The 25,191-nt window shown below is 63.8% G+C and carries 20 protein-coding genes and 1 tRNA gene; 14 read left to right on the top strand and 7 right to left on the bottom strand.

The features are described from left to right. The first annotated feature begins 46 nt into the window (after nucleotides 1-46). The 3 genes from JOE69_RS10695 to JOE69_RS10685 all read left to right on the top strand — a co-directional run bounded on the left by JOE69_RS10695 (nucleotide 47) and on the right by JOE69_RS10685 (nucleotide 3,194). On the top strand, nucleotides 47-1,459 hold the full coding sequence (locus tag JOE69_RS10695; RefSeq protein ID WP_309798572.1) for a phosphomannomutase/phosphoglucomutase: 1,413 nt from the start codon (nucleotides 47-49) through the stop codon (nucleotides 1,457-1,459). 12 nt (nucleotides 1,460-1,471) lie between these two features. Further along, the gene (locus JOE69_RS10690) at nucleotides 1,472-1,912 is read left to right on the top strand and encodes an RrF2 family transcriptional regulator (protein WP_309798570.1); all 441 of its coding nucleotides are present in this window, start codon (nucleotides 1,472-1,474) and stop codon (nucleotides 1,910-1,912) included. A gap of 100 nt (nucleotides 1,913-2,012) precedes the next feature. Then, nucleotides 2,013-3,194 carry a globin domain-containing protein gene (locus tag JOE69_RS10685; RefSeq protein WP_309798568.1) on the top strand — a complete coding sequence of 394 codons (1,182 nt, stop codon included), beginning with the start codon at nucleotides 2,013-2,015 and terminating at the stop codon, nucleotides 3,192-3,194. Between the two features lie 99 nt (nucleotides 3,195-3,293). Here JOE69_RS10685 and JOE69_RS10680 read toward each other — a convergent pair whose 3' ends face one another. Then, on the bottom strand, nucleotides 3,294-5,117 hold the full coding sequence (locus JOE69_RS10680) for a phosphoenolpyruvate carboxykinase (GTP) (protein WP_309798566.1): 1,824 nt from the start codon (nucleotides 5,115-5,117) through the stop codon (nucleotides 3,294-3,296). 277 nt (nucleotides 5,118-5,394) lie between these two features. On the opposite strand from JOE69_RS10680, the gene ggt reads away from it, so the two are divergent. Both ggt and JOE69_RS10670 read left to right on the top strand, forming a co-directional pair. Then, nucleotides 5,395-7,257, top strand: a complete 1,863-nt coding sequence (gene ggt / locus JOE69_RS10675; RefSeq protein ID WP_309798563.1) for a gamma-glutamyltransferase — start codon at nucleotides 5,395-5,397, stop codon at nucleotides 7,255-7,257. Between the two features lie 101 nt (nucleotides 7,258-7,358). Continuing rightward, nucleotides 7,359-7,431, top strand: a tRNA-Arg gene (locus JOE69_RS10670). Nucleotides 7,432-7,566: 135 nt separating this feature from the next. Here JOE69_RS10670 and JOE69_RS10665 read toward each other — a convergent pair. Further along, nucleotides 7,567-8,484 carry a diacylglycerol/lipid kinase family protein gene (locus tag JOE69_RS10665; protein WP_374709695.1) on the bottom strand — a complete coding sequence of 306 codons (918 nt, stop codon included), beginning with the start codon at nucleotides 8,482-8,484 and terminating at the stop codon, nucleotides 7,567-7,569. Between the two features lie 362 nt (nucleotides 8,485-8,846). Between JOE69_RS10665 and JOE69_RS10660 the strand changes: the two genes are divergently transcribed. The 4 genes from JOE69_RS10660 (at nucleotide 8,847) to JOE69_RS10645 (ending at nucleotide 14,253) form a co-directional block, all read left to right on the top strand. Next, nucleotides 8,847-10,514 (top strand): peptide ABC transporter substrate-binding protein, encoded by a 1,668-nt coding sequence (locus JOE69_RS10660; protein ID WP_309798557.1) that lies wholly within the window; start codon nucleotides 8,847-8,849, stop codon nucleotides 10,512-10,514. A 139-nt stretch (nucleotides 10,515-10,653) separates the two neighbouring features. After that, nucleotides 10,654-11,583 carry an ABC transporter permease gene (locus JOE69_RS10655; RefSeq protein WP_309798555.1) on the top strand — a complete coding sequence of 310 codons (930 nt, stop codon included), beginning with the start codon at nucleotides 10,654-10,656 and terminating at the stop codon, nucleotides 11,581-11,583. Then, a complete protein-coding gene (locus JOE69_RS10650) occupies nucleotides 11,573-12,520 on the top strand; it encodes an ABC transporter permease (protein ID WP_309798551.1) in 948 nt (315 codons plus the stop codon). The genes JOE69_RS10655 and JOE69_RS10650 overlap by 11 nt, the downstream gene beginning before the upstream one ends. Continuing rightward, nucleotides 12,517-14,253: a dipeptide ABC transporter ATP-binding protein gene (locus tag JOE69_RS10645; RefSeq protein WP_309798548.1), complete on the top strand. Its 1,737-nt coding sequence runs from the start codon at nucleotides 12,517-12,519 to the stop codon at nucleotides 14,251-14,253. The genes JOE69_RS10650 and JOE69_RS10645 overlap by 4 nt, the downstream gene beginning before the upstream one ends. A gap of 138 nt (nucleotides 14,254-14,391) precedes the next feature. Here the strand turns inward: JOE69_RS10645 and JOE69_RS10640 are convergent, their stop codons facing one another. Together JOE69_RS10640 and JOE69_RS10635 are read right to left on the bottom strand one after the other, a co-directional pair. Beyond that, nucleotides 14,392-14,601, bottom strand: a complete 210-nt coding sequence (locus JOE69_RS10640) for a CsbD family protein (protein ID WP_309798546.1) — start codon at nucleotides 14,599-14,601, stop codon at nucleotides 14,392-14,394. A gap of 170 nt (nucleotides 14,602-14,771) precedes the next feature. After that, entirely contained in the window at nucleotides 14,772-16,931 is a 2,160-nt protein-coding gene (locus JOE69_RS10635) for an RICIN domain-containing protein (protein WP_309798544.1), read from the bottom strand. 188 nt (nucleotides 16,932-17,119) lie between these two features. Between JOE69_RS10635 and JOE69_RS10630 the strand changes: the two genes are divergently transcribed. Next, nucleotides 17,120-18,556 (top strand): dihydrolipoyl dehydrogenase family protein, encoded by a 1,437-nt coding sequence (locus tag JOE69_RS10630; RefSeq protein WP_309798542.1) that lies wholly within the window; start codon nucleotides 17,120-17,122, stop codon nucleotides 18,554-18,556. On the opposite strand, the gene JOE69_RS10625 is transcribed toward JOE69_RS10630, so the two are convergent. Then, nucleotides 18,553-19,002, bottom strand: coding sequence for a GNAT family N-acetyltransferase (locus JOE69_RS10625; protein ID WP_309798540.1), 450 nt, complete (start codon nucleotides 19,000-19,002; stop codon nucleotides 18,553-18,555). The genes JOE69_RS10630 and JOE69_RS10625 overlap by 4 nt on opposite strands. Before the next feature lie 190 nt (nucleotides 19,003-19,192). Here JOE69_RS10625 and JOE69_RS10620 point away from each other — a divergent pair, with 190 nt between their 5' ends. The 3 genes from JOE69_RS10620 to JOE69_RS10610 are packed head-to-tail and all read left to right on the top strand — an operon-like array spanning nucleotide 19,193 to nucleotide 22,592. Further along, nucleotides 19,193-19,906 carry an ABC transporter ATP-binding protein gene (locus JOE69_RS10620; RefSeq protein ID WP_309798538.1) on the top strand — a complete coding sequence of 238 codons (714 nt, stop codon included), beginning with the start codon at nucleotides 19,193-19,195 and terminating at the stop codon, nucleotides 19,904-19,906. Next, a complete protein-coding gene (locus tag JOE69_RS10615) occupies nucleotides 19,903-21,981 on the top strand; it encodes a YhgE/Pip family protein (RefSeq protein ID WP_309798535.1) in 2,079 nt (692 codons plus the stop codon). The genes JOE69_RS10620 and JOE69_RS10615 overlap by 4 nt, the downstream gene beginning before the upstream one ends. Beyond that, nucleotides 21,978-22,592 (top strand): TetR/AcrR family transcriptional regulator, encoded by a 615-nt coding sequence (locus JOE69_RS10610; protein ID WP_309798533.1) that lies wholly within the window; start codon nucleotides 21,978-21,980, stop codon nucleotides 22,590-22,592. Before JOE69_RS10615 ends, JOE69_RS10610 begins: the two co-directional genes overlap by 4 nt. A gap of 40 nt (nucleotides 22,593-22,632) precedes the next feature. On the opposite strand, the gene JOE69_RS10605 is transcribed toward JOE69_RS10610, so the two are convergent. Further along, complete coding sequence (locus tag JOE69_RS10605; RefSeq protein WP_309798531.1) at nucleotides 22,633-23,577, bottom strand: EamA family transporter; 945 nt, start codon at nucleotides 23,575-23,577, stop codon at nucleotides 22,633-22,635. 72 nt (nucleotides 23,578-23,649) lie between these two features. Between JOE69_RS10605 and JOE69_RS10600 the strand changes: the two genes are divergently transcribed. Further along, nucleotides 23,650-24,546 carry a LysR family transcriptional regulator gene (locus tag JOE69_RS10600; protein WP_309798530.1) on the top strand — a complete coding sequence of 299 codons (897 nt, stop codon included), beginning with the start codon at nucleotides 23,650-23,652 and terminating at the stop codon, nucleotides 24,544-24,546. Between the two features lie 103 nt (nucleotides 24,547-24,649). Here the strand turns inward: JOE69_RS10600 and JOE69_RS10595 are convergent, their stop codons facing one another. Further along, on the bottom strand, nucleotides 24,650-25,177 hold the full coding sequence (locus JOE69_RS10595; protein WP_309798529.1) for a SixA phosphatase family protein: 528 nt from the start codon (nucleotides 25,175-25,177) through the stop codon (nucleotides 24,650-24,652). Nucleotides 25,178-25,191: the final 14 nt, after the last annotated feature.

The following is a 25,191-nucleotide window of genomic DNA, read 5'->3' as shown; positions in this document are numbered from 1 at the left end:
CGCCGACAAGAATGAAAGCAACAACTCCACCCGGTAAGCTCGTACCGTGACGAGCAATGAGAACACCCTGGATCTGACCGCGTCTTTCAAGGCCTACGACGTGCGCGGCATCGTCGGCGAAAGCATCACTGCGCCCATGGTCGAGGCGATCGGAGCGGCCTTCGTGGACACCTTGGACCTCGCCGGGAAAACCGTCCTGGTCGGCGGGGACATGCGGCCGTCGTCACCGGAATTCTGCAAGGCCTTCGCGCACGGGGCGAATCTCCGCGGTGCGGACGTCAAGTTGCTCGACCTGATTTCCACCGACGAACTCTACTTCGCCTCGGGGCACTTCGACGCGGCCGGGGCGATGTTCACCGCGAGCCACAACCCGGCCGAATACAACGGGATCAAAATGACCCGGGCCGGCGCCGTGCCGCTGTCTTCGGAATCCGGGCTCAACGAAATCCGGGATCTCACCGCGCAATACCTGGCGTCCGGCATACCCGCGGTGGAAAACCCGGGCCAGATGGGCGTCCGCGACGTGCTCAAGGATTACGCCCGTTACCTGCGTTCGCTCGTCGACCTCAGCGGCTCCCGTCCGCTCAAAGTGGTCGTGGACGCCGGCAACGGGATGGCCGGGCTCACCACGCCCGCGGTGCTGGGCAACCAATTGCTGCCCGCATTGCCGCTGGAAATCATCCCGATGTACTTCGAATTGGACGGCACGTTCCCGAACCACGAAGCCAATCCGCTGGAACCGGCCAATCTGGTCGATTTGCAGGCCGCCGTCGTCGCGCACGGGGCAGATATCGGCCTGGCTTTCGACGGCGACGCGGACCGTTGCTTCGTGATCGACGAAAAGGGCGATCCGGTCTCCCCCTCGGCGGTCACCGCCTTGGTCGCCCGCCGGGAAATCGCCCGGGCCCGTGCAGCCGGCGAAGAAACTCCGACGATCATCCACAACCTGATCACCTCGCGTGCGGTGCCGGAGCTGGTGTTGGCCGACGGCGGCCGGCCGGTGCGCACCCGGGTGGGGCATTCCTTCATCAAAGCAGTCATGGCAGCTGAAGGCGCGGTATTCGGCGGCGAGCACTCGGCGCACTACTATTTCCGCGATTTCTACAACGCGGACACCGGGATGCTCGCCGCGATGCACGTGCTGGCCGCTTTGGGCGAGCAGCCGTTGCCGCTCTCCGAGCTCGGCGCCGAATACGAACCCTACGTTTCCTCCGGCGAGATCAACTCCAAGATCGACGACAAATCGGCGGCGGTCGGCAGAGTCCGCGAAGTGTACGAACGCGAGGGCGTCACGGTCGATGAATTGGACGGCGTGACCTTCTCCGCGGATTCCGGTGACTGGTGGTTCAACCTGCGGCCGTCGAACACCGAGCCTTACCTGCGTTTCAACGGCGAGGCCAAGGACCGCCCGACCCTGGAGGAACTGCGCGACGCGGTGCTCACGCTGGTCCGCGTCTAGGCTCGCCCGCCCATGCGGATCAGCGTTTTCGAAGACGCTAGCCTTCGGATCCTGATGCTTCTGGCCGCAACCCCGGATCGCCAACTGACGTCCCGGAGTATCGCCGAAGCAGTCGGCGTGCCCTACAACCATGTGAGCAAAGCCGTGCTCAAACTGGCCGAACTCGGCTTGTTGGATTCCAGCCGCGGCCGCGGCGGCGGGGTCCGGATCAGCGCTTCCGGCTTGACCGCCAGCGTCGGCGGGCTGCTGCGTTCCTTGGACAAGGACGAGTTCCCCGCTGCCTGCCGGAGCGCCCAGGGCGATTGCCCGTTGAACCACCAATGCACCCTGCAATCGGCACTCGACCGGGCCAAAGAGGCGTTTTATCGGAGCTTGGACCAGGTGGTCATCGCCGAGCTGCCGCATCCGGCGCAGATGCGCCCGGTGCTGCTGGGTCTGCCCGGCATCCGATAGCCGGATTTGATTAATTCTACGACTGGTAGAAGACTAGTTTTAAATAAGTATTTTGAATGCTTATTTAAAGCTAGTCTTCTACCACGACGGAAAGAACCCCATGCTGACTCCGGCCTCACGTCCGATCATCCAAGCCACGCTGCCCCTGGTCGGCGCGCGGCTCGACGCGATTACCGCGCGTTTCTACGACACCATGCTCGGCGAACACCCCGAACTCCTGGACGGGCTCTTCAACCGGGCCAACCAGCGTTCGGGTGAGCAGCGCCAGGCGCTGGCCGGGGCGATCGCCGGCTACGCCGTGCACCTGCTCAAGGATCCTGCGCCCATGGATCCTGTGAAGCGCAGCGGGCAGCAACTCGTCGAGCGGATCGCGCACAAGCACGTCTCCTTGGGCATCACTCCGGAGCAGTACCAGCTGGTGTACGACTACCTGTTCGGCGCCATCGCGATTGAGTTGGCCGATGTGCTCACCCCGGAGATCGCCGCAGCCTGGACCGAGGTGTACTGGCTCATGGCGGAAGAACTCTCCGGCCGGGAAGCCCAGCTGTATGCCGCCAATGGGAATGCCGCGGTCTGGTCGCCCTGGCGGGTGGTGCGCAAGACCCCGGCCGGAACGCACGCGATGAGCTTCGTCGTCGACCCGGTCGACGCCACCGCCGCCCGACCGGGCCGGCCCGGGCAATACATCAGCGTGAAAGTCCGGATGGCCGACGGCATTCACCAGACTCGCCAGTACTCGCTCTCCGCCGACGCCGAATCCAGCCGGCAACGGACTTTCACCGTGAAATACGACGGGGAAGTCTCCCGAGCCCTGCACGACGACGTCCACGTCGGGGACGTCATCGAACTCTCCGCGCCGGCCGGGGACGTGGCCCTGGGCGATTCGGACCGCCCCGTGGTCCTGGCCTCGGCGGGCATCGGCTGCACTCCGATGGCCGCCACGCTCCGCTCGCTTTCCGATCAGCAGAGCCCGCGGAAAGTCCTGGCTCTGCACACGGAGCGGCGCGCGGAGCACTGGGCCCTGGCGGACCAGATGCGCCAGGATGTCGCGGCGCTGCCCGATGGTCAGCTGCAGCTTTGGTTCGAAGAGCCCGCCGAGGGCGCCCACCACGGCCGGATGTCGCTCAAGGACGTCGCCTTGCCGCCGCGTGCCGTCCTGCACCTCTGCGGTCCGCTGGGCTTCATGCGGGCGATTCGGCAGGAGGCCATCGATCTCGGCATCGAGCCGGAGCACATCCACTACGAAGTGTTCGGACCAGACCTCTGGCTCGCCTCGGCGTAACTCTCCAGCCGAAACCAGATAGCCGCCCGGCTTTCGGTTAGCGTTTTGACGCGCAAAGGGCTCACCGAAAGGCGGGCGGCTATCTGAAACCGAGTGCACTTAACCCAAGCGCTGCTTCAGACCCTCGAGTTCGCCGAGCAATTCTTCCGGCAGCGAGCCGCCGAAACGCCGGTACCATTCCTCGATGCTCTCCGACTCGGCGGCCCACTCCAGCGCGTCCACACGCAACGCGTCAGAAAGCTGCTCGTCCGAGATCTCCAGCCCTTCCAGGTCCAGCGATTCTTTCGTCGGCACGAAACCGATCGGGGTCTCCACCGCGTCGGCCTTGCCCTCGATCCGCTCGATCGCCCACTTGACCACGCGCGAGTTGTCGCCGAAGCCGGGCCAGGCGAAGCCGCCGTCGGCCGTGCGACGGAACCAGTTCACCAAAAAGATTTTCGGCAGCTTCTCCGGATCGCCCTGCTTGGACAGTTCCACCCAGTGCTTGAGGTAATCACCGGCGTCGTAGCCGATGAACGGCAGCATCGCCATCGGATCGCGCCGGACCACGCCTACGGCACCGGCCGCGGCGGCGGTGGTCTCCGAGGAGAGCGTGGAGCCCATGAAGATGCCGTTGGTCCAATCCCGCGACTGGGTCACCAAGGGGATCGTGGTCTTGCGACGGCCGCCGAACAAGATTGCGGAGAGCGGCACGCCGTCCGGTTCGTTGTATTCCGGCGCCAGCATGTCGATCTGATCGATCGGAGTGCAGAACCGCGAATTCGGGTGCGCCGCGGGCTCGCTGGAGTCCGGCGTCCAGGAGTTTCCCCGCCAGTCGGTCAAGTGCGCCGGCGTTTCGGTGGTCATGCCCTCCCACCAGACTCCGCCGTCGTCGGTCAAAGCGACGTTGGTGAAGATCGAGTTGCCCTTGGCGATCGCGCGCATCGCGTTCGGGTTGGTGTCCCAACCGGTGCCCGGCGCGACGCCGAACAAGCCAGCTTCCGGGTTGACCGCGCGGAGTGCGCCTTCGTCGTCGAAATTCATCCAGGTGATGTCGTCACCGAGTGTCTCGACTTTCCAGCCCTTGATCGTCGGATCGAGCAGCGCAAGGTTGGTCTTGCCGCAAGCGGAGGGGAAGGCCGCCGCCAAATAGTAGGTTTTCTGTTCCGGCGAAGTGAGCTTGAGAATGAGCATGTGCTCGGCCAACCAGCCCTCGTCGTGCGCCATTACCGAGGCGATGCGCAGGGCGTAGCATTTCTTGCCCAGCAAAGCGTTGCCACCGTAGCCGGAGCCATAGGACCAGATTTCCCGGCTTTCCGGGAAATGCACAATCCATTTCTCATCGTTGCAGGGCCACGGCACGTCCGCCTGCCCGGGTTCCAACGGGGCACCGAGCGAGTGGACTGCCGGCACGAAGAAGGCATCCAGCTCTTCGATCTTGCGCAGCACCTCGGTGCCGATCCGCGCCATGATCCGCATCGAGGCGACCACATAGGCCGAATCCGTGATTTCGACGCCGAATTTGGGGCGCTTGGCGTCCAAGTGGCCCATGACGAACGGGATCACGTACATCGTGCGACCGCGCATCGAACCTTTGAACAGGCTGTTCAGCTTGGTCCGCATTTCTGCGGGCTCCATCCAGTTGTTGGTGAAGCCGGCGTCATGTTCCTTGACCGAGCAGATGAAGGTCTGCTCCTCGACCCGGGCCACGTCCTTCGGGTCGGAGAACGCCGCGAAGGAATTCGGGAAGAGCTCCGGGTTCAGCTTGGTGAGCGTCCCTGCGGCAACCAGTTCCTCGGTCAACCGGGTGTTTTCGGCCTCGGAGCCGTCGACCCAATAGATCGAATCGGGCTCGGTGAGCTCGGCGACCTCCGCCACCCAATCGAGCAAACGCCGATTGGTCGTGGGTGCGGTATCCAGAACTGTTTCTGCAGAGAGGCCCATGATCTTCCCTTCATTGGGTCAGGTAATGCCATTCAGAGTAGGGCGCAGCGGCGTGGAAATTGATCAGATCCCCCACCGCGATTGCAGATTCGGCGTTTCCAAAGTGCGCCGGATCCTTGAGTTTCCAAGGAATTGAGACACTTTTCGATCAAGCTTGTGTGATTAAGGTCACATAGACCGGTCTAGATCAAAGGTCATTTTCAGAATTTGCGATGACCCATTCGGCAAACTGTCGGCACACTCTGCTTTACTTGCGGGACACTCGTCGAGGAGGACCATGAAACGCTCACCCCTGACCCTCGCCTCAGCATCGGTGCTGACTGCCGCATTGGCCGCCGGCCTGGTCGCCTGTTCCGCCCCGGCCCCGTCGGCGACCGCGCCGATCGAGACCGCGCAGCTGCTTTCGGCCTTCGCCCAGGGCACCGGCGGCGCGGTGGTTTCAGATACCCAGCAATCCACCCGCGCCGGCATCGACGTACTGAAATCCGGCGGAAATGCCGCCGACGCCGCGGTCGCGGTAGCGGCGATGCTGGGCGTCACCGATCCGTTCGTGGCCGGGCTGGGCGGTGGCGGGTACCTGGTCTACTACGATGCCAAAACCGGGCAAGTCAGCACCATCGACGGACGCGAAACCGCCCGCGCAGCGGATACTTCATCGCTTTTCCTGGACCCCGGCAGCGGAAAACCGCTCAGCACGGAACAGGCTAACGTCGGCGGCATCGCGGTCGGCGTTCCCGGCCAACTCGCCTTGTGGCAGCGGGCCATCGAGCGCTGGGGCAAGCAGGATCTCGGCTCCGCGCTGAAGCCGGCGATCGCGGTAGCGGACCAGGGTTTCCCGGTGACCACCGCATTGCAGAACCAGATCGCGGACTCGCAGAAAACCTTCGGCACCTTCCGAAACACCGCGGACACCTACCTGCCCGGAGGCAAGCCCCTGGCCGCCGGGCAGCTGCTGAAGAACCCCGACCTCGCGCGGACCTACCAGACCATTGCAGATCAGGGCACCGACGCCTTCTACAAAGGCGAAATCGGCCAGGCAGTGGTCGATGCGGTGACCAAACCACCGGTGGCCGAGGGCAAATCCGCTTCCATCGGGAACATGACCATGGCTGATCTCGCCTCGTACCAGGCACTGGACGCGGATCCGATTCGCAGCAGCTACCGGGGCTTGGACGTCTATGGCATGGGTTCCTCGTCATCCGGCGGGGTGACCGTGGGCGAGGCACTGAAGATCCTGGAGCAGTTCCCGCTCAAGGACGAAAGCAAGGCGGTCGCCACGATGCGCTTCCTGGAAGCCAGCAAACTGGCCTTCGCCGACCGCAACGCCTACGTGGGCGACCGGGCTTCGGTCAAAGTTCCCGACGACGTGCTGCTCTCCGAAGGCTTCGCGAAGTCCCGGGCCTGTTTGATCGACCCGGCGAAAGCGCTGCCCGCACCGCAGCCGGCCGGGTCGTTGACCGCTACGGATTGTTCCGTTCCGGTGGCCAGCGGCGTCGAAACCGCCGAAGGCCAACAGACCAATCATTTCGTGGTCTCAGATGCCGAGGGGAATGTCGCGTCCTACACGAACACCATCAACTTCTACGGCGGCAGCGGAATTCTGGTTCCAGGACGCGGATTCCTGCTCAACAACGAACTCACGGACTTCGATTTCGCCGCCTCGGCACCGGGTGCCGACGATCCGAATCTGCCGGCACCGGGCAAACGGCCCCGCTCCTCGATGTCCCCGACGATCGTGCTCCAAGCCGGGAAGCCCTACCTCGCGTTGGGCTCCCCCGGCGGCTCGACCATCATCACCACGGTGCTGCAGGTCTTGATGAACCGGATCGACCTCGGCATGTCGCTGCAAGATGCGGTCGCCGCACCACGCGCATCCCAGCGCAACGGCGCCACCACTTTGATCGAACCGGCGTTCGAGAAACTGCCGGAAGCAGACCAGGCCAAAGCCGCCGGCTACAAATTCGTGGTGGCCCCGACCCCCGACCAGAACCCGGCAAGCGTGACCCCGCCGACCATCGGAGTGGTCGCAGCCCTGGAATTCAGCCCTCCGGGCGCCGGGGCTGCAGCCGAAATCACCGCGGTCGGGGAAACGGAGCGCCGCGGCGGGACCAGCGCGCAGGTGGTGACCGCGGGCGGCTGAGCCGCAACACCTCCTTGGCCGCGGTTCCGCCCGAACCCGAGGATTTGAAGACTGGTGCCTTTTCGCGCTACAGTTGTCTTCGGCCTTTTGGCCAGTAAGTTGCGGGCGTAGCTCAACGGATAGAGCATCTGACTACGGATCAGAAGGTTGGGGGTTCGAATCCCTTCGCCCGCACGATTTGAAGCCTCTCACTTCACGGTGAGGGGCTTCTTGCGTTTCGATACTTCTCGCCGCAGCTCCACTTCCAAGGGTGGAAAGTGAGCTGCGATGCTGCAGCCCACTTTCCACCCGGGAAAGCGGGGCCGGACTTCAGCCAGGAATTTTCACGTTCAAGGCCAGTGGTTCAATCCGCACTTCTAGCTGCCGGGTTTCACCGCAAGCGTCCCCGTCGAGCTGGCATTCCTGCGCCCGCTCCAACTGGATTTCCGCCGATTTTCCGGTGAACTGGCCCACTGATTGATTGGCGTTCCGCCGGCTGAATATTGCACCGAGGACATTCAACCAACCGAATCTGCCGGTCGGGGCCAAGACCACCACGTCGAAAACCCCGTCGTCGATCTTCGCACCCGGGAAGATTTCTATCCCGCCCATGATTTTCCCGCAGTTGCCGATCATGATGCTTCTGACCCGGCGCTTCATGACGACTTTCCCGTCAATGGTCAGCGTTGCCTTGACCGGTCGGCCGGGCAAATGACGGATTCCGGCTTCAACGTAGGCGAGCCAGCCGACCCGGTCTTTGAGCTCGTCGTCGGTATCCGACATGATGATCGCGTCGTATCCGACCCCGGCCATGACCAGGAAGGTCTTCTCATCTGCCGCGTGGTCCAACCGCACCTTGACGATATCGATCTTTTTGAGCTCGCCGTTGAGCAACCAGCCAGCCGCGGAGGTCGGACTGTTCACGTCGATCGCCAAGTTGCGCGCCAGCAGGTTACCGGTACCAAGCGGGGCGATTCCCAACGGGGTTTCGCTTCCGGAGAGCACCTCGGCCACCGCACGGGCAGTGCCGTCTCCACCGGCGGCGACCACCAGGTCAACCCCTGAGGCAAGCGCGTCACGGGCCTGCCCCACGCCTGGATCATCGACCGTGGTCTCCAGCCAAAGCGGCGGCGCCCAGCCTTCCGATTCGCATAAAGCGTTGAACTCCGCGGTAAATGACTCCGCCGAACTCTTACTAGGGTTGATCACGACTGCGGCCTGCTTCAGTCGAGGCTTTTCTTGCTCCATCATCGCGCCATCTCAGCTAGGGGTCCCGTTGGTGCACTGATGCATCATCTTATGCGTGAAGTCGCCCGGCACTGTGACAAGCACAGCAGCTCCACTTCCGCCTTTGGAAATTGGGCCACAGCGCACCGGCCCAGCTTTCGGCCGCGAACGTGGGCTCCGGACGCTCACCCAGTTTCGCAACAGCCAAAACACAGACTTCGCTAACTTTTCGCTAACGATCGACGCATTAATTACCCTGCTCGGCCGCTTGGCGCTATAGTTTGGTCCATATGTTCTTGTAGCACAGGTCACATCTGCGCCCAGGAGCGGTCATTGGAGGGGGTGCCGATGACCAACCTCGTATCCAAAATTTAGGAGGCAGAATGCGGTTTACGCATCTATCCAAAGCAATTGGCATCGCTGCGGTTGCAGCACTCGCTTTGACCGCTTGCGGCGGCAGCGGTGGCGGTAGCACCAATTCCGATGCCAGCGGCGATGCCAACGCGATCATCTCGGCCTACGGCAACGAGCCGCAGAAGTCGCTGATCCCGGCCAACACCAACGAAGTCTTCGGCGGACGCATCGTGGACATGCTGTTTCAGGGCCTGCGCAGCTACGACAAAGACGGCAAGCCGGTCAACGAACTGGCGCAGAGCATCGACACCACGGACAAGCAGACCTACACGATCAAGATCAAGAGCGGCACCAAGTTTACCGATGGTGAAGCAATCACCGCCAAGACCTTCGTGGACACCTGGAACTTCGCTTCGCTGAGCACCAACGCGATGAGCAACGCGGACTTCTTCTCCTCGATCGAAGGCTTCGACGACGTCAGCGCCACCGAAGGGACTGGCAAGGACGCCAAGCCCGCACCGAAGGCGCAGACCATGTCCGGCCTGACCGCGACCGATGACAGCACCTTGACCGTCAAGCTCTCCTCCCCGGACCCCGAGTGGCCGCTGCGCTTGGGTTACTCGGCGTACTACCCGATGCCTTCGAAGGCGATCGCGGATCCGAAGACCTACGGCAACAGCCCGGTCGGCAATGGCCCGTACAAGCTGGCTTCGGCAGATGCCTGGCAGCATGACAAGGGCGTCAACCTGGTCAAGAACCCGGATTACGACGGACCCCGCAAGGCCAAGAACGGCGGCATCAACTTCACCTTCTTCACCGATCCCGGCCCGGCGTACACCAACGTCCAGGGCGATACCCTCGACGTGCTCGACGTGATCCCCTCGAACGCACTGCGCACCTACCAGACCGATCTGCCGGACCGCGCGCTGAACAAGGCCTCCGCGGCCAACGCGACCCTGAACATCCCGGGCTACCTGCCGGAGTTCCAGGGCCAGGCCGGCCAGCTGCGCCGCGAAGCCATCTCGATGGCGATCAACCGGGACGAAATCATCAAGGTGATCTTCAACGGCACCCGCACCCCGGCCAAGGGCTTCACGCCTTCCGGCCTGCCGGGTTACAGCGAGAACGTCGAAGGTTCCGATGTGCTCAAGTTCGATGCCGCCAAGGCCAAGGACCTCTGGGCCCAGGCCGACAAGATCCAGGCTTGGGACAACTCCAAGGCACTGACCATCGGTTACAACACCGACGGCGGGAACAAGGAATGGGTCGACGCAGTCTCCAACCAGCTGGTCAACAACCTTGGCATCAAAGCCGAAGGCAAGCCGTACCCGAAGTTCGCCACGATGCTGGACGACCGCCTGAACCGCACGCTGACCGGCCTGGTCCGTGCCGGCTGGCAGGCCGACTACCCGTCGATGTACAACTTCCTGGCTCCGGTCCTGGGCACCAACGGCAGCTCGAACTACGAGAAGTACTCCAACCCGGAGTTCGACAAGCTGCTCGCCGACGGCCTCAACGCCGCCAACCAGGATGACGCCGCGAAGAAGTACAACGAGGCGCAGACCGTACTGTTCAAGGACATGCCGAACGTTCCGCTGTGGAACACCGCAACCCAGGTCGCCTGGAGCACCAAGGTCAGCAACGTCGATCTTGACTGGCGCGGCGTGGTCCGTTACTACGACATCGTCAAAAAATAGATCTCTAGGACTCTTGAGATTCTGATCCGCCTCCAAAGGGGTCCGGCTACCGCCGGACCCCTTTGGTCGTGGAAACGACCAACAGAAACGAACACGTGAAAACTCATATCATCCGCTGCGCCGCCGGGAGGGAACAGTAATGCTCCGCTTCCTGCTCCGGCGCATCCTGCAAGTCATCCCGGTCTTCATCGGGGCGACGCTCCTGGTCTATGCGATGGTCTTCGCAGTACCGGGCGATCCGATTCGCGCGCTCTTCGGCGAACGGCAGCCCAGTGAGGCCGTCATCAATGCTTTGCGCGCCCAATACAATCTGGACCAGCCGTTCTTCGTCCAGTACTTCCTGTTCCTGAAGAACCTGGTCTCCTTCAATCTCGGCACCGATTTCACCGGCCAGGCAATCTCCGAGATCCTGGCCCGGGTCTTCCCGGTCACCGCGATGCTGGCGGTTATGGCGCTGGTCTTCGAAGCGGTTTTCGGAATTGTCTTCGGCTTGGTCGCCGGCCTGCGCAAGGGTAAGCTCTTCGACGCGACGGTGCTCCTGACTTCCCTGGTGGTCATCGCGATCCCGACCTTTGTCACCGGCTTCGTGCTGCAGCTGGTCTTCGGACTCCGACTGGCCTGGGTGCCGCCGACCGTCGGACCCAACCCGACCTTCTTCTCGCTGCTCTTGCCGGCCATCGTGCTCGGCTTGATCTCCTTCGCCTACATCGTCCGGCTCACCCGGACCACGGTCGCGGAGAACGCCAATGCCGACTACGTCCGCACCGCCACGGCCAAGGGTCTGAGCCGGCGCCGGGTGATCAACGTGCACATCCTGCGCAATTCGATGATCCCGGTGGTCACCTTCCTGGGCGCCGACTTGGGCAACCTGATGGGCGGTGCGATTGTCACCGAAGCGATTTTCAACATCCCAGGCGTCGGCAAGAAACTTTTCGATTCGATCTTGCGCGGCGAGGGGCCCACGATCGTGGCCATCGTCAGTGCCCTGGTGCTGGTCTTCGTGCTGGCGAACTTGCTAGTCGATCTGCTCTACGCTTGGCTTGACCCGAGGATTCGTTATGAAAAGTAATCGCCGCATTGAACACTTCGTGGCCGACGTGGAGGAAACCCCGCTCGTCGCCACCGACTCCGCGGTTTCCGACGCTGCTCCGGCCAGCCTCTGGGCCGATGCCTGGCGGAATCTGCGCCGGCGTCCGCTCTTCATCGTCTCGGCACTCCTGATCCTGCTGGTTTTGGCAGTCTCGCTCTTCCCGCAATGGTTTTCCCAGGTGGATCCGGCTTCCTGCTCACTGAGCAATTCGCTCGTCGGCCCGGGTGACGGGCATCCCCTGGGCTACAACTTCCAGGGCTGCGATATCTACTCGCGGATGATCTACGGAGCCCAAGCCTCGGTCTCGGTCGGCATCCTGGCCACCTTGGGCGTGGTCTTGATCGGCGGCACGCTCGGTGCCCTGGCCGGCTACTACGGCGGGTTCCTGGACTCGGTGATCGCCCGTCTGGTCGACATCGTCTTCGCCTTGCCGCTGGTGCTCGGCGCGCTCGTGGTGATGCAGTCGCCGCTGTTCCGGGATAACCGGACGGTCTGGACCGTGGCCATGATCCTGGCGGTCTTCGGCTGGCCGTCGATAGCCCGGATCACCCGGGCGGCAACCCTGGAAATCCGGAATGCGGACTTCGTGGTAGCGGCCCGCTCGCTCGGGGTTTCGCCGTTCGGCGCCTTGATCCGGCACGTGGTGCCGAATGCGATCGCCCCGGTGATCGTGATCGCCACGGTCTCCCTGGGCACGTTCATCGTGGCCGAGGCGACGCTGTCCTTCCTGGGCATCGGGCTGCCGACCTCGGTCATGTCCTGGGGCAATGACATCTCCACGGCCCAAGCATCGATCCGGACCAATCCGGAAATCCTGATCTACCCGGCCGTCGCGCTCTCGATCACCGTGCTGAGCTTCATCATGCTCGGCGACGCGGTCCGCGATGCACTGGACCCGAAGGCGAGGAAACGATGAGCAGCAACCCAGAAAGCTCAGAGAACATCAGCAATCCCCGGCTCGATGACGTACAGATCACCGAGCCCGGAGCCGAGGACAAGCCCTTGCTGGAGATCCGGGACTTGGAGATCACCTTCAACACCGCCACCGGCAAGTCCAAAGGCGTCCGGAATGCCAGCCTCACCGTGATGCCGGGCCAGACCGTGGCGATCGTCGGCGAATCGGGTTCCGGCAAGTCCACCACCGCTTTGGCGGCGATCGGACTGCTGGCCAACAACGGCTCGGTCACCGGCGGAAAGATCATTTTTGATGGCGAGGACATCACCGAGGCGAACGAGAAGCGGATCACCCAGCTCCGTGGCAACTCGATCGGCATGGTCCCGCAGGATCCGATGTCCAACCTCAACCCGGTGTGGAAGATCGGTTTCCAGGTCAAGGAGACCTTGAAAGCCAATGGGCTTCCGGCCACCGACGCGGACGTCACCCGGGTGCTCACCCAAGCCGGCCTGCCGGACGCCGCACGGCGCGCCAAGCAGTATCCGCACGAGTTCTCCGGCGGCATGCGGCAGCGCGCGCTGATCGCGATCGGGCTGTCCTGCCAGCCCCGGCTGCTGATCGCGGATGAGCCGACGTCGGCCCTCGACGTCACGGTGCAGCGGCAGATCCTGGACCATCTGGAGAAGATGACCCAGGAACTCAACACCGCGGTGCTCCTGATCACGCACGACCTGGGCCTGGCCGCAGAGCGTGCGGAGAAGGTCGTCGTGATGTACCGCGGCCAAGTCGTGGAATCCGGGCCGGCCCTCGAGCTGTTGCGGAATCCGCAGCACCCGTACACCAAACGGTTGGTGGAATCGGCGCCGTCTCTGGCTTCGCGACGGATCCAGGTGGCGCACGAAGCCGGGATCGAAGCGAAAGAGGTCCTGGCGGCCGACGTCGATCCCCAAGCGCCGGATTTGTTGCAGGTCCGCGACCTCACCAAGGTGTACAAGCTCCGCTCCGGCGGGCTGGGCCGGTCGGTCGATTTCACCGCGGTGGACCAGGTCAGCTTCTCGATTGCCAAAGGCACCACGACGGCGGTCGTGGGCGAATCCGGTTCCGGCAAGTCCACGGTGGCCAAGATGATCCTGGGCCTGGAGAAGCCGACCAGCGGCTCGATCCTGTTCGACAATGTCGACTCGGCCGGGCTCAAGGGCTCGGACTGGTTCAAATTCCGGCGACGCGTGCAACCGATCTTCCAAGATCCCTACGGTTCGCTCGACCCGATGTTCAACATCTACCGGACCATCGAGGAGCCACTCCGGGTGCACCGGATCGGTGACAAGAAGAGCCGGGAAAAGAAGGTCCGTGAGCTGCTCGACGCAGTCTCGCTGCCGGCTTCGATGATGCGCCGGTTCCCGAACGAACTCTCCGGAGGGCAGCGGCAACGCGTAGCCATCGCCCGGGCCTTGGCCCTGGACCCGGAAGTGGTGATCTGCGACGAAGCGGTGTCCGCACTGGACGTGTTGGTCCAGGCGCAGGTGCTGAACCTGTTGGCGAATCTGCAATCGGAACTCGGCCTGACCTACTTGTTCATCACGCACGACCTCGCGGTGGTGCGCCAGATCGCGGACAACGTCTGCGTGATGGAAAGCGGCAAGCTGGTGGAAACCGGAACCACGAACTCCGTGTTCGACAATCCGCAGACCGAATACACCGAGAAGTTGCTGGCCGCGATCCCGGGCCGTGACTTGGAGTTGCATTCCGCCTGACCGCGCTGGTCGGTCTGATTGGACCGGCCGTCAGACCGCACTGGCCGTCTGATTGCAATGGCCGGTCAGGGCCAGTGGAGCTGACCGGCAAAACAATGGCCCCCGCCTTCCGGCGGGGGCCATTGTTTTCGAGCAGGCTCAGTCTTTTTTGAAGACGTCCTTGATTTTGTCTCCGACGTCCGAAGCGACGTCCTTGATCTTCTCGCCGACGTCCTTCAGCCCGGCCTCGCCCTGATCGGCGACGCCCTCGGCCTGCAAATCCTTGTTGTCCGTGGCCTCGCCGATTTTTTCCTTGGCCTGGCCAGCGAGGTCTTGTGCCTTGTTCTCTGCCTTGTCGAAAATACCCATGGTGTCTTTCCTCTCGCATTAGAACGTGGCCCTGATGGGCCCTCCGGCCGTTCGGGCCGTGGTCTCTGACCCTACCCGCTATTCCGGCATAACTGAACAGATCACGCTCTGCGTGAACACGCCGCAATAGCGCGCAATCCGGCTCGGCGGCGGTACCTCTCCTCCGCGGATTAGCGCCATTGCTGGTTGGCGGCGCCGGAACAGGTCCAGACTTTCACCGCGGAACCGACTACGGTCGCGTTGTCCATCACGTCCAAGCAGAGCCCGGAGGAGACCGAGACGATTGTGCCGTCGCTCTTGAGCGTCCATTTCTGGTTCGCACCGCCGTTGCAACTCCAGATGCCCACCGGGGAACCCGGTGCCGTCTTGTTGTCGAAGAGATCCAGGCACTTTCCGCCGTTGAAATCCGTTAACTCGCCGGCGCTGGAGGGATTCCACAACTGGCTGGCCGCTCCGATGCAGTCACCGATGTTCGCCGCCGCCCCGTTTTTCGCGCTCTGCCCGGCGACATCGAGGCAGCGGCCCGAGGCGACTCCGGTCAAGCTGGAACCAGAGTTCGCGACACTGGTTTCCTGGAGACTGATCGTCTGGCTCTGCGGGGTGCTGGTATCCGGCGTAATGCCTGCGGTCTTGGTCCAGTTCCGGTAGGGGCTGGTCTGCGCTTTGACCTCGCCGAGGCTGATCACCAAGCCGCTGTAGCGGTTGATGATCCGGTAGCTGTTGCTCTGCCCGGTTCCGGCTTGGACGAACCACTGCTGGCCGACGTTCCCTGCGGTGACGGTGCTGACCACCGGAGTGCTGCCCCAGGCCCGATTGGCCGGCGTCGCCGGTACGCCGAGCGCCAGGCCGGAGCCGGCGTTCGTGATCGTATAGGAGCCGTCGCCATTGCCTTTGAACTTCCATGCCTCCGACGCCGCCCCGCTGGCTGTCGGGACGACCGCCGTCGAACCCGTGCCGCTTTGGCTGAGCAGCTTCCCGGAAGCCGAGCTGATCAGGTACGCCTTGGCCGGATCCACCACCGGGGCCGCCGGTGCGTTCGAGCCGATCGTCACATCGAGGTATTCGCCACCGGCCTGATTTCCGTTGGCGTTCTTGGAACAGCTGATCGAGCAGTACGAACGGAAGGTCTTGCCGAGGATGTTCCCGGTGGTACCAGTGGCCGAATCGACCATCCAGCGGTACCAGGACGACGTCGAATAGTTGGGCGTGCTGCCCAGATCAACCCATTGCTGGGTGGCCAGGTCTTTGGTGCCGTAGAAGCGCAACGGCTTGATGCCGTCGGTCTCCGGCGTGCCGATGTACATGCCCAAGTAGGCATTGTAGGAAACGTTCATCACGAACAGATCCGTGCTCTTCAAGAGTTTGCCCGCGGCCACCTGCTGGTTGATGGTCCCGGTGTTGGCCGGATCGTAGTCCTGCGCGGTCGGCACGTAGCCGTCCGGATAACTGCTGGACACCGAGACGATGTTGCTTTCTTTTCCACCCAGACCGGGGGTCTGCCACTGGCCCTCGAAGTACTTCTGCCAGGAGCCCGGTGCCATCTTCTGCGAAATCGGCGCCCGGGCCACATGCTCCATGAAGCCGCCCCAGCCTCCGGTCTTGTTCACCACGCGCGAGCCGTAGTAGACGTAGAAATAGCCCGAGGCGGTATCCACCAGCAGGCGCTGGTCGCCATCGCCGTAGTAGTAGGTCTGGTTCGGGAATGCCGCGGTGTCGCCCCGAGTGGTGCTGTACGGCGACGTGATCACTTTGTCCTTGATCGTCCAGGTCTTGCCCTGATCCGAAGAAACCGCGTAATCGATGGCGTCGTAATGCAAGCCGTCGCCGAAGGGCGAAGGCGTGAATTCGTTGTGCACCAGGCCGTACCAATCGCCGGAATCCGGATCCACCCAGACGCTGGAGAGGTCGCAGTAGTTGCGCTGCGAGTAACTTGCATTGTTCGGGGCATAGGTCGAGGTGAGTCCGGTCGGGCTGTTGTTGCAGCGCCAGGTGGTGTCGTTGTTCTTGTCCTGCACGTTCGCCGGATTGACCGCGTTGCTGATCGGCGATTTCTTCGCATTGTCGAAATTGGTCCCGGTGTAGAACTCCCATTGGCGCGGGTTCGAGCTGAGGTCGGCCCCGTAGAGCGCCGCCGACTGCTGGAAGTAGAACGTCCCGTCCTTGTCGATGAACGGATTGGCCGGGGTGTCGGTCGGATAAGCATAGGACTTGGTCGGCCCACTGGTGATCGTGTAGCTGTCGGCAGCTTGGGCTTGCGCTGGCAACAGCGCCACGCCCAGGCACGCCGCCGCTATGCCGGCCAACACCGAGCGTGCTTTGTGGATCTTCATTGAATCCCCTCTCGCGGCGGCAAACCACACAACGCCGAACAGTACTCAACAGAATATGATACAAAATGATTCATTATGTGTGATTAAGATCATGAGTGATCAAGATGCCTTAAGCAAGCTTTGTCGGAACTTTTCCTTTCCGTCCGTTCTCCCGGAATGCCGATTCGGCCGTGGACTAGGCTCGATGCATGACTGAAGTTCGTTCCGCAGAAACCTTCGACGTGATCGTGATCGGCGCCGGTCCGGTCGGTGAAAATGTGGCCGACCGGATGGTCAAAGGCGGATTGTCCGCATTGCTGATCGAGTCCGAGTTGGTGGGCGGCGAATGCTCCTACTGGGCCTGCATGCCGTCGAAGGCGTTGATCCGCCCGGCGACGGCGTTGCGGGCCGCCCGTGACCTCGCGGGCTCCCGCGAGGCGATCAGCGGCGAGCTGGATGTTGCCGCAGTGCTGCAGCGGCGGAATTCCTTCGCCGCGAACTGGGAAGACCAGGGCCAAGCCGACTGGGTCAGCGCCGCGGGCATTGCCTTGATGCGCGGAAGAGCCTGGCTGACCGGACGGCTCAGCGTCGAAATCTCCGCACCGGATTCCGGCACCCATCTGGCCCAAGCCCGGCACGCGGTCGTGCTGGCCACCGGCTCGGTGCCGAATCTGCCGCCCATCGACGGTTTGGCCGGCCTGGACTTCTGGGGCACCCGGGAGGCCACCAGCGCTGCGTCGATCCCGAAAAGCCTCGCGGTACTCGGCGGCGGCGTCGCCGGCACCGAGTTGGCCCAGATCTACAGCCGGTTGGGCGCCCGAGTCAGCCAGTTGGTGCGCGGCGAGTTGCTTTCGAACCTTCCCGCTCCGGCCCGCGAATTGGTCCGCGATGCACTGCGCGCGGACGGCGTCCAACTGCGGGAGCACACCAGCCCGCAACGCATCCGCCGGGACTCCGCCGGATTCCACCTCGAGCTCGACGGCGAGACCGTCGTGGCGGACCAGCTGCTGGTCGCCACCGGCCGGACCCCGGCGACCGGGGATGTGGGACTGGCCGAGCTCGGCGCGGACGGCCTGTTCTCGGACCGGGGCAAGCTGATCACCGACCAGAGCGGCCGGGTTGCCGGTACCGATTGGCTGTACGCGGTCGGCGACGCTGCGGGCAAAGTCCTGCTGACCCATCAGGGAAAGTATGAAGCCCGGATCACCGGCGATGCGATTGCCGCGGCAGCCAAGGGCGGCTTCGGCGGAGCCGCCGAACCGTGGAGCAAGTTCGCCCAGACCGCCGACCAATACGCCGTGCCCAGCGTGATCTTCACCGATCCCGAGGTGGCCACCGTCGGCCGGAGCGCGGTTCAGGCCGAAGCCGACGGCGTCGTGGTCGATGAAGTCTCGTTGCCGATTGCGGTAGCCGGGTCCAGCCTTTACGCGGACGGTTACCGGGGCTGGGCGCAGCTGCTGATCGACCGCGACCAGCAGGTCCTCGTGGGGGCGACGTTCGTCGGCCCGGACGTCGCCGAATTGCTCCATTCGGCGACCGTCGCGATCGTCGGCGAGGTGCCGCTGCATCGGCTTTGGCATGCTGTGCCGGCCTATCCGACGATCAGCGAAGTCTGGTTGCGGCTGCTGGAGAAGCTGGGCCTCTAGGCGGAAAATCCCTCCTGCGCCAAATGCAGGATCGGGAACGGATTGCCGTCCGGATCAGTCTCCGAACGGCCGGTCTGCCGGAAGCCCACCCTGCGGTAAAAGGTGCATGCGCCAGGGTTCTGCTCGTTGACGTCGACCGCCAGCGGGCCAAGCCGTTCCGCCAGGAACTCGACCAGGGAACGGCCGATCCCCTGTCCGTGGGCTTGCGGGCTGACGAACAGCATTTCCATTTTCGTTCCGTCCAGGCCGGCGAAGCCGATCAGGGCGCCGCCGTCCGATTCAACTGCCCAGACCTGCAAGCCCGGCAGGTATTCGTTGCGGACCTTCGGCTCCCAGGCATCGATCTGCTCAGCGCTGACGAAATCGTGGGTGCGCTCCACGGCAGCCCGCCAGATCGCCGTCAACTCGGCGAAATCGGCATGCTTTGCTGGTCTGATCACGGGCATATTGCCATAGTACGATGCGCCGGTGGCGGTTGGCACGGGCATCCCGGGCGGACTCGGCTGCCGGATTGCCGGCCTGAACCGCCGAAGCGGCGCCCGAGTCCGTCGCGGATGTCTGCATATTTCTATTTGAACTGACTGGTCAGTTCAGTTAGAGTTGAGCAAGACATTGTTCCACTGGAAGGCCCCCACCGTGCTGATAGCGCAGCAACTCAGAGTCAAAGGCCGGCATTACGACCTCGTGCCGCCGACCTCGCTGCAGGCGTCGAGCGGCTCCTTGCTCCTCGTCGCCGGGGAATTGCAGCCGCAGCGCACCGCACTCGCCCTGACACTCAGCGCCCGGATGAAACCCAGCGATGGCAAGATCAGCTGGGACCGGAGCTCCAATCTGGGCCATTTGCGCAGGCGCAGCGCGTTGATCGACTCCCCCGGCGTCAATGAGCCGGAGCAGCATCTGAGCGTCAAAGACCTGGTCACCGAAGACCTGGCCCTGCTGCCGCGACGCTACCGCGGGATCCGGCGCGGTGCCGACTGGATCAAGGTGAACGCCTTTGAAGACATCGCCGACGTCTGGGTGGATGAAGTCCCGGCGGCGCGCCGGCTCGGACTGCTCTGCGCTTTGGCCCTGGCCAATCCGGAAGTCGATCTGCTGCTGGTCGATTCGCCGGACCGGCACTGTTCCGACCCCGCCGACTGGTTGCCGCAGCTGGAAGCGCTCGCCCAAGATCCGGGCCGGCCGTTGTGCATCGTGGCAACGGTCACCGCAGTCCCGGAACAGTGGACCGGAGCAGTCGTCCGCTTGGCCAATCCGACGCTGCCCGCTGCGGAGCCGGCAACCGGGCCGGACGCCGCCGCGGAGCCAGAAACCCGAGCCTTAGAAGTCGAAGAATCGCAGGACAACTCATGACCGTTTTCCGCTTGGCCCTCTCCGAGCTCAAAAGGATGACCGGCGGGCGGCTGCCGAAACTCACCATCCTGGCGATGACCCTGGTCCCGCTGCTCTACGGCGCGGTCTACCTGTATGCGAACTGGGATCCCTACGGAAACCTGAACCAGGTCACCGCGGCGATCGTGGTCGACGACCGCGGCACCACCACCTCGGACGGCAAGGAGCTCAAGGTCGGCGAGCAGGTCGCGCAGAACTTGGTCGACGGCAAGAAGTTCAATTGGGTGGTCGTCGATTCGGATCAGAATGCCGATGCCGGCGTGGCCGACGGCAGCTATTCCTTCGCGCTGAAAATCCCGCAGGACTTCTCCGCGAACCTGGCCTCGCCGTCGAACTTCGATTCGGCCAAGCAGGCCATCCTCAAGGTCACCACGAACGACGCCAACAACTACCTGCTCTCCACCATCGTGGACAAAGTGACCACCCAGGTGCACGCCTCGGTGGCCAAACAGGTCGGCGAAACCACTGCCAACCAGCTGCTCACCGGCTATGGCACGATTCATGCGCAGATCAGCAAAGCGGCCGACGGCGCGCAACAGCTCTCCGGCGGCGCCAACTCCCTGCGCGACGGCATTGCGCAGCTGCGCGACGGCGTCGTCCAACTGCATGCCGGGAGCACCGAGCTCGCCAACGGAGCCGGTCAGCTCGCCGAGGGGCAGGGCAAGCTCGCGGCCGGAGCCGAGCAACTCAGCGGCGGCGCCAACCAGCTCACCAGCGGACTGGCCGAACTCAAAAACAAAACCTCCGGGCTGCCCGCCGCCACGCAACAACTCTCCGACGGCGCGGCCCAAGTAGCCGCCGGCAATGCCCAGCTCAACAGCAAAGTGCAGGCCGCCGTCGGCAGTCTCGCGCAGCTGGACCAGGGCGCGGCACAAGCAATCCAGGACCAACTCGGCATCCTGGAAAAGAATGGCGTCATCAACGCCGACCAACGCCAGCAGATCACCGACGCCCTGCAGAGCTCCGCGCTGAACACCGCGATCAAGGACGCCAAAACCAAAATCACCACCGATGCCGCGGACGTGCAGCGGCTTGCGGACGGCTCGCAAGCGGTAGCCAACGGCGCGGCCACCCTGGCCGCGGCAACTCCGGCGCTGTCCGGCGCGATCGGCCAGGCGAACGACGGCGCAGCCCGGCTGGGTGCGGGAGCCGGCACCCTGGCCAGTTCGCAGCAGCAAGCGGTGGCCGGCGCCAACAAGCTCGCTGCAGGGGCCAGGTCCCTGGACGATGGCGCCGCCAAGCTCGACGACGGCTCCGCGAAACTCGCCGACGGCGCGAATGCCCTGGCCGACGGCGCGAACACCCTGTCCACCCAGCTGTCCGCTGGGGTCAACCAGATTCCGAATCCGGACGAGGCCGCAAAAGCCAATGCCTCGAAGGTGATCGGCGATCCGATCGCGATCGATTCGCTCGCGCAGACCAAGGCGGCCAACTACGGCGCCGGCCTGGCCCCGTTCTTCCTGGTCCTGGCACTGTGGGTGGGCGCCTTCATCTTGATGCAGACCATGCGGCCATTGACCCAGCGGGCGCTGGCCTCGAACGCGCCGGCCTGGAAGATCGCGATCGGCGGCTGGTTGCCGTTCCTGACCGTCTCGGTGGTGCAAGCGGTCGTGCTCTATTCGGTCGTCCACTTCGGCCTGGGCCTGGAACCCAGCTACCCGGGCTGGACCCTGGTGCTGTTGCTGCTGGCATCGATGGCATTCACCGCCCTGATCCAGGGCATCGTGGCGCTGCTCGGCTCCTCCGGCAAGTTCGTGGTGCTGATCCTGCTGGTGCTGCAACTGGTCGCTTCAGGAGGCACATTCCCCTGGCAGACCACGCCGGAACCGCTGCACGCGCTGCATCAGATCCTGCCCATGGGGCACGTCGTCGACGGCATGCGGATCCTGATCTACGGTGCGGATCTGAGCCGGATCGCGCCGATCATCCTGGGCCTGGTGGGCTACACCCTGTTCGGCTTGCTGCTCTCCTACCTGGCGGCACGGAAACACAAGTTCTGGACCCTGAAGACCCTGCAGCCGGAGATCGCGGTATGAGCGGGGAGGCCAACACCATGAAGCGCCCGGAACGGACCATGATCACCCGGCAAAAGCTGTTCGAGGCTTCGATGCAGCTGATCGGCGAGCGCGGCCCCGCCGAAGTCACCGTCGACGAAATCGCGGCCGCAGCCGGGGTGTCCAAAGGAACCGTGTACTACAACTTCGGCTCCAAGTCGGAGTTGATCGCCCAGCTGCTCGAATACGGCGTGCAGTTGCTCGAGGAACGGCTGGCTCCCGACGAGTCGTTGCCCTCGCTGCAGGCGCTGGAATCGGTACTGGGCAAAACCCTGGACTTCTTCTCGGAGTACCCGTCATTCACCCAGTTGCTGGTCTCCGAGATGTGGCGCACGCCCAGCGAATGGCGGGACACGCTCAGTTTGTTGCGCGAACGGCTGTTCAGCCTGGCCGGCCTGACCTTGGCTCGGGTCACCGCGGAACACGAGGTGCGCGACGACGTCGACCCGGAAATCATCGTCGGCATGACCCTGGCCGCCGCCCTGGTGATCGGTTTGGACCGCCAGGTCTTCCACCCGAACCGTCACCGGGAGGATGGGGTTCGCGCCCTGATGACCGTGATGCACGGTTACCTCAAAGCGCCTTCGGCCTGAAGTCCGGCGCCCCGTGCACGCCAACCGCACCGGCCGGCTGCTAACGGCTGCCGACGGGCACTGCCGGTTCGGCCGAAACCGGCTCCGCTGCAGTCGGTGGGATCGCCCGGGGCTTGCGGCCGAAGCGGATCACCGCCGTCGCCACTCCGGCGAGCAGCAGGCCGCCGCCGACGAGTTCCGGAACGGTCGGTGCTTCATTGAGCACCAGCCAGGCCGAAGCGATGCCGATCACCGGAATGAGCAGGGTGAACGGTCCGACCACCGCGGACGAGTACTTGCCGAGCAGGTAGTTCCAGATGCCATAACCGACAATCGTGGAAATGAATGCGGTGTAGAGCGCCCCGAGCACCGCCGGCAGTGCGATGTGGCTCAAGGCGAAGCCGATCCGTTCGGGACCTTCGAGGAAGAACGAGAGCGCGAACATCGGCACCGGCACCACCGCCGCAGTCCAGACCACCAAGCTCAACCCCGAGGCCCCGACCTTGGAATCTCTCAGCACCTGCCGAGAGATGACATTGCCGATCGACCAGGACAACGCCGCAGCCAGGCCCAGGATGAACGGCAGGATCGGGGCCACCTGGGCCCTGCCGACGCCGACCACCACCAGGCCGACGATGCCCAGACCGATGCCGATCGATTGGCCCAGATTGGGCCGCTCCTTCACGAAGAGCATCGCGATGAGCACGGTCAGCAGTACTTGGGCTTGCAGCACCAAGGGCGCCAATCCCGTGGGCAGGCCCAAATGCATGGCCAAATACATCAGGCCGAATTGCCCGGCGTTGACCGCCACCCCCAAGGCCACGACCACCCGCCAACCCACTTTGGGCGGTTTGACGAAGAAGATCAACGGGAAAATCACCAGGAGGAAGCGCAAGGCCACGGAAAGCATCGGCGGGATGGACTGCAAGGTGGCATTGATCGCCAGGAAATTGACGCCCCAGATCAGGGCGACAAGTACGGCGAGGAGGGCATGCTTCGGCTTCATGATTCCACTGTGGCAGCAAAGTCGTTTAAGTAAAAGAAAATCTTTCGGCGCTTGACGATGTACCATTGCTTCATGATTGATGTCATGGCAGTCCGCGCCCTGGTGGCCGTCGAACAAAGCGGCTCGGTGGTCAAAGCGGCCGAATCCATGGGTTACAGCCCTTCTGCGATTTCGCAGCAGATCAAAAAGTTGGAAAAGCAGTCCGGCGTCGCACTCCTGGAACGTTACGGTCGCGGAGTGCTGCTGACCGAACGCGGCAAGACCTTGGCCGAACGCGGCCGGCAGATCCTCGACGACGTCGAACTCCTCGAATCCACGCTCTTGGCCGATCCGGAGAAGCCGGAGGGCACTTTACGGGTCGCCACGTTTTCCACCGCCAGCCGCGGCCTGGTGGCGCCGATCCTGAAAAAATTGGACGGCAGCGGCGTACGGCTCTCGATCATCGGCGAAGATCCCCGCGAAGCCGTGGACCGGGTTGCCACCGGGCAGGCTGATCTTGCCGTCGTGCACGACTGGCAATCCGTGCCGCTGGCCATTCCGGACCACCTGGAAGTCGAAAATCTCTGCCTGGACGACGCCGACGTCCTGGTCAACTCGGGGCATCGGCTGGCCGGCGCCGCCGAGGTCTTCCGGCGCGATCTGCTCGAGGAAGCCTGGATCAGCACACCTGCCGGCGCCATCTGCAGCGAAGCATTGATGCAGGTTTTCGCAGACCTGGGGCGGGTGCCCAACGTCCGGGCCTACGACCCGGATTTCTCCACCCATCTTGAATACGTCTCGCTCGGCGTGGCGATAGCCCTGGTGCCGCAGCTCGGCCGGCCGCCACTGCCGGAGAACGTGATCCCGATTTCAATCTCGGACATGTGCAACCAGCGCCAAGTGCAAATCGTCTACCGCAAGACCATGGCCGCCAGCCCGGCGATCCGGCACGTGGTGGAACTGCTGCACCACGCCGCCGAGCAGATCTAGGCACACGCCGCAGCCCCGCCCCCAGGCCCGTCCAATCCGAAGCTTCGGTGGGCTAGGACGTCCCTGCCCACTGAAACACGCAATTGGACGGGCCTGGGAGGGGCTAGCGCGGAACGACGAAGTCGGCCAACCTGGCGTCTTGGCCGTCCAGCTCCGCCCAGGTCGACGAATGCTCCAGGACCGCGAAGGCCGCCGTCGGGAACCGCTCCGCCAAGTCCAGGTAGGCATCCTGGTCCGAATCCCGGGAGGCCAGGCGCAATGCCACATCCTGCACCGTCGGGAAATGCGAAATCAGCAGCAGCGAAGTCACGGTTTCCGGGACGTGGTTGATCATCGCGAGCATCCGTGCCGCACCGCCGTCGTACAAATCGTCTTCGAGCTTCGGCGTGGGAGCCAAGTCGCCGAGTTCCTGGCAGACCCAGGTGCAGGTCTGCCGGGTGCGCAATGCCGAAGAACAGAGGATGAAATCCGGGACCACCCCGTGCTGCAGCAACCAGCGGCCGGCCAAGGGCGCCTCGCGGTGGCCGCGGGCGGCCAACGGCCTTTCATGATCGGCCACGCCCCGCGGATAATCCGCTTTGGCATGGCGCATCAAGACCAACCGTTTGAGCTGATGAGCGCCGGAAACCATCCAGCCAGTCTATG

It is taken from the genome of Arthrobacter russicus (assembly GCF_031454135.1).
GTDB lineage: Bacteria > Actinomycetota > Actinomycetes > Actinomycetales > Micrococcaceae > Renibacterium > Renibacterium russicum.
Note: the sequence above shows the minus strand (reverse complement) of the source record. Positions and strands in the feature narration are given on the sequence as shown.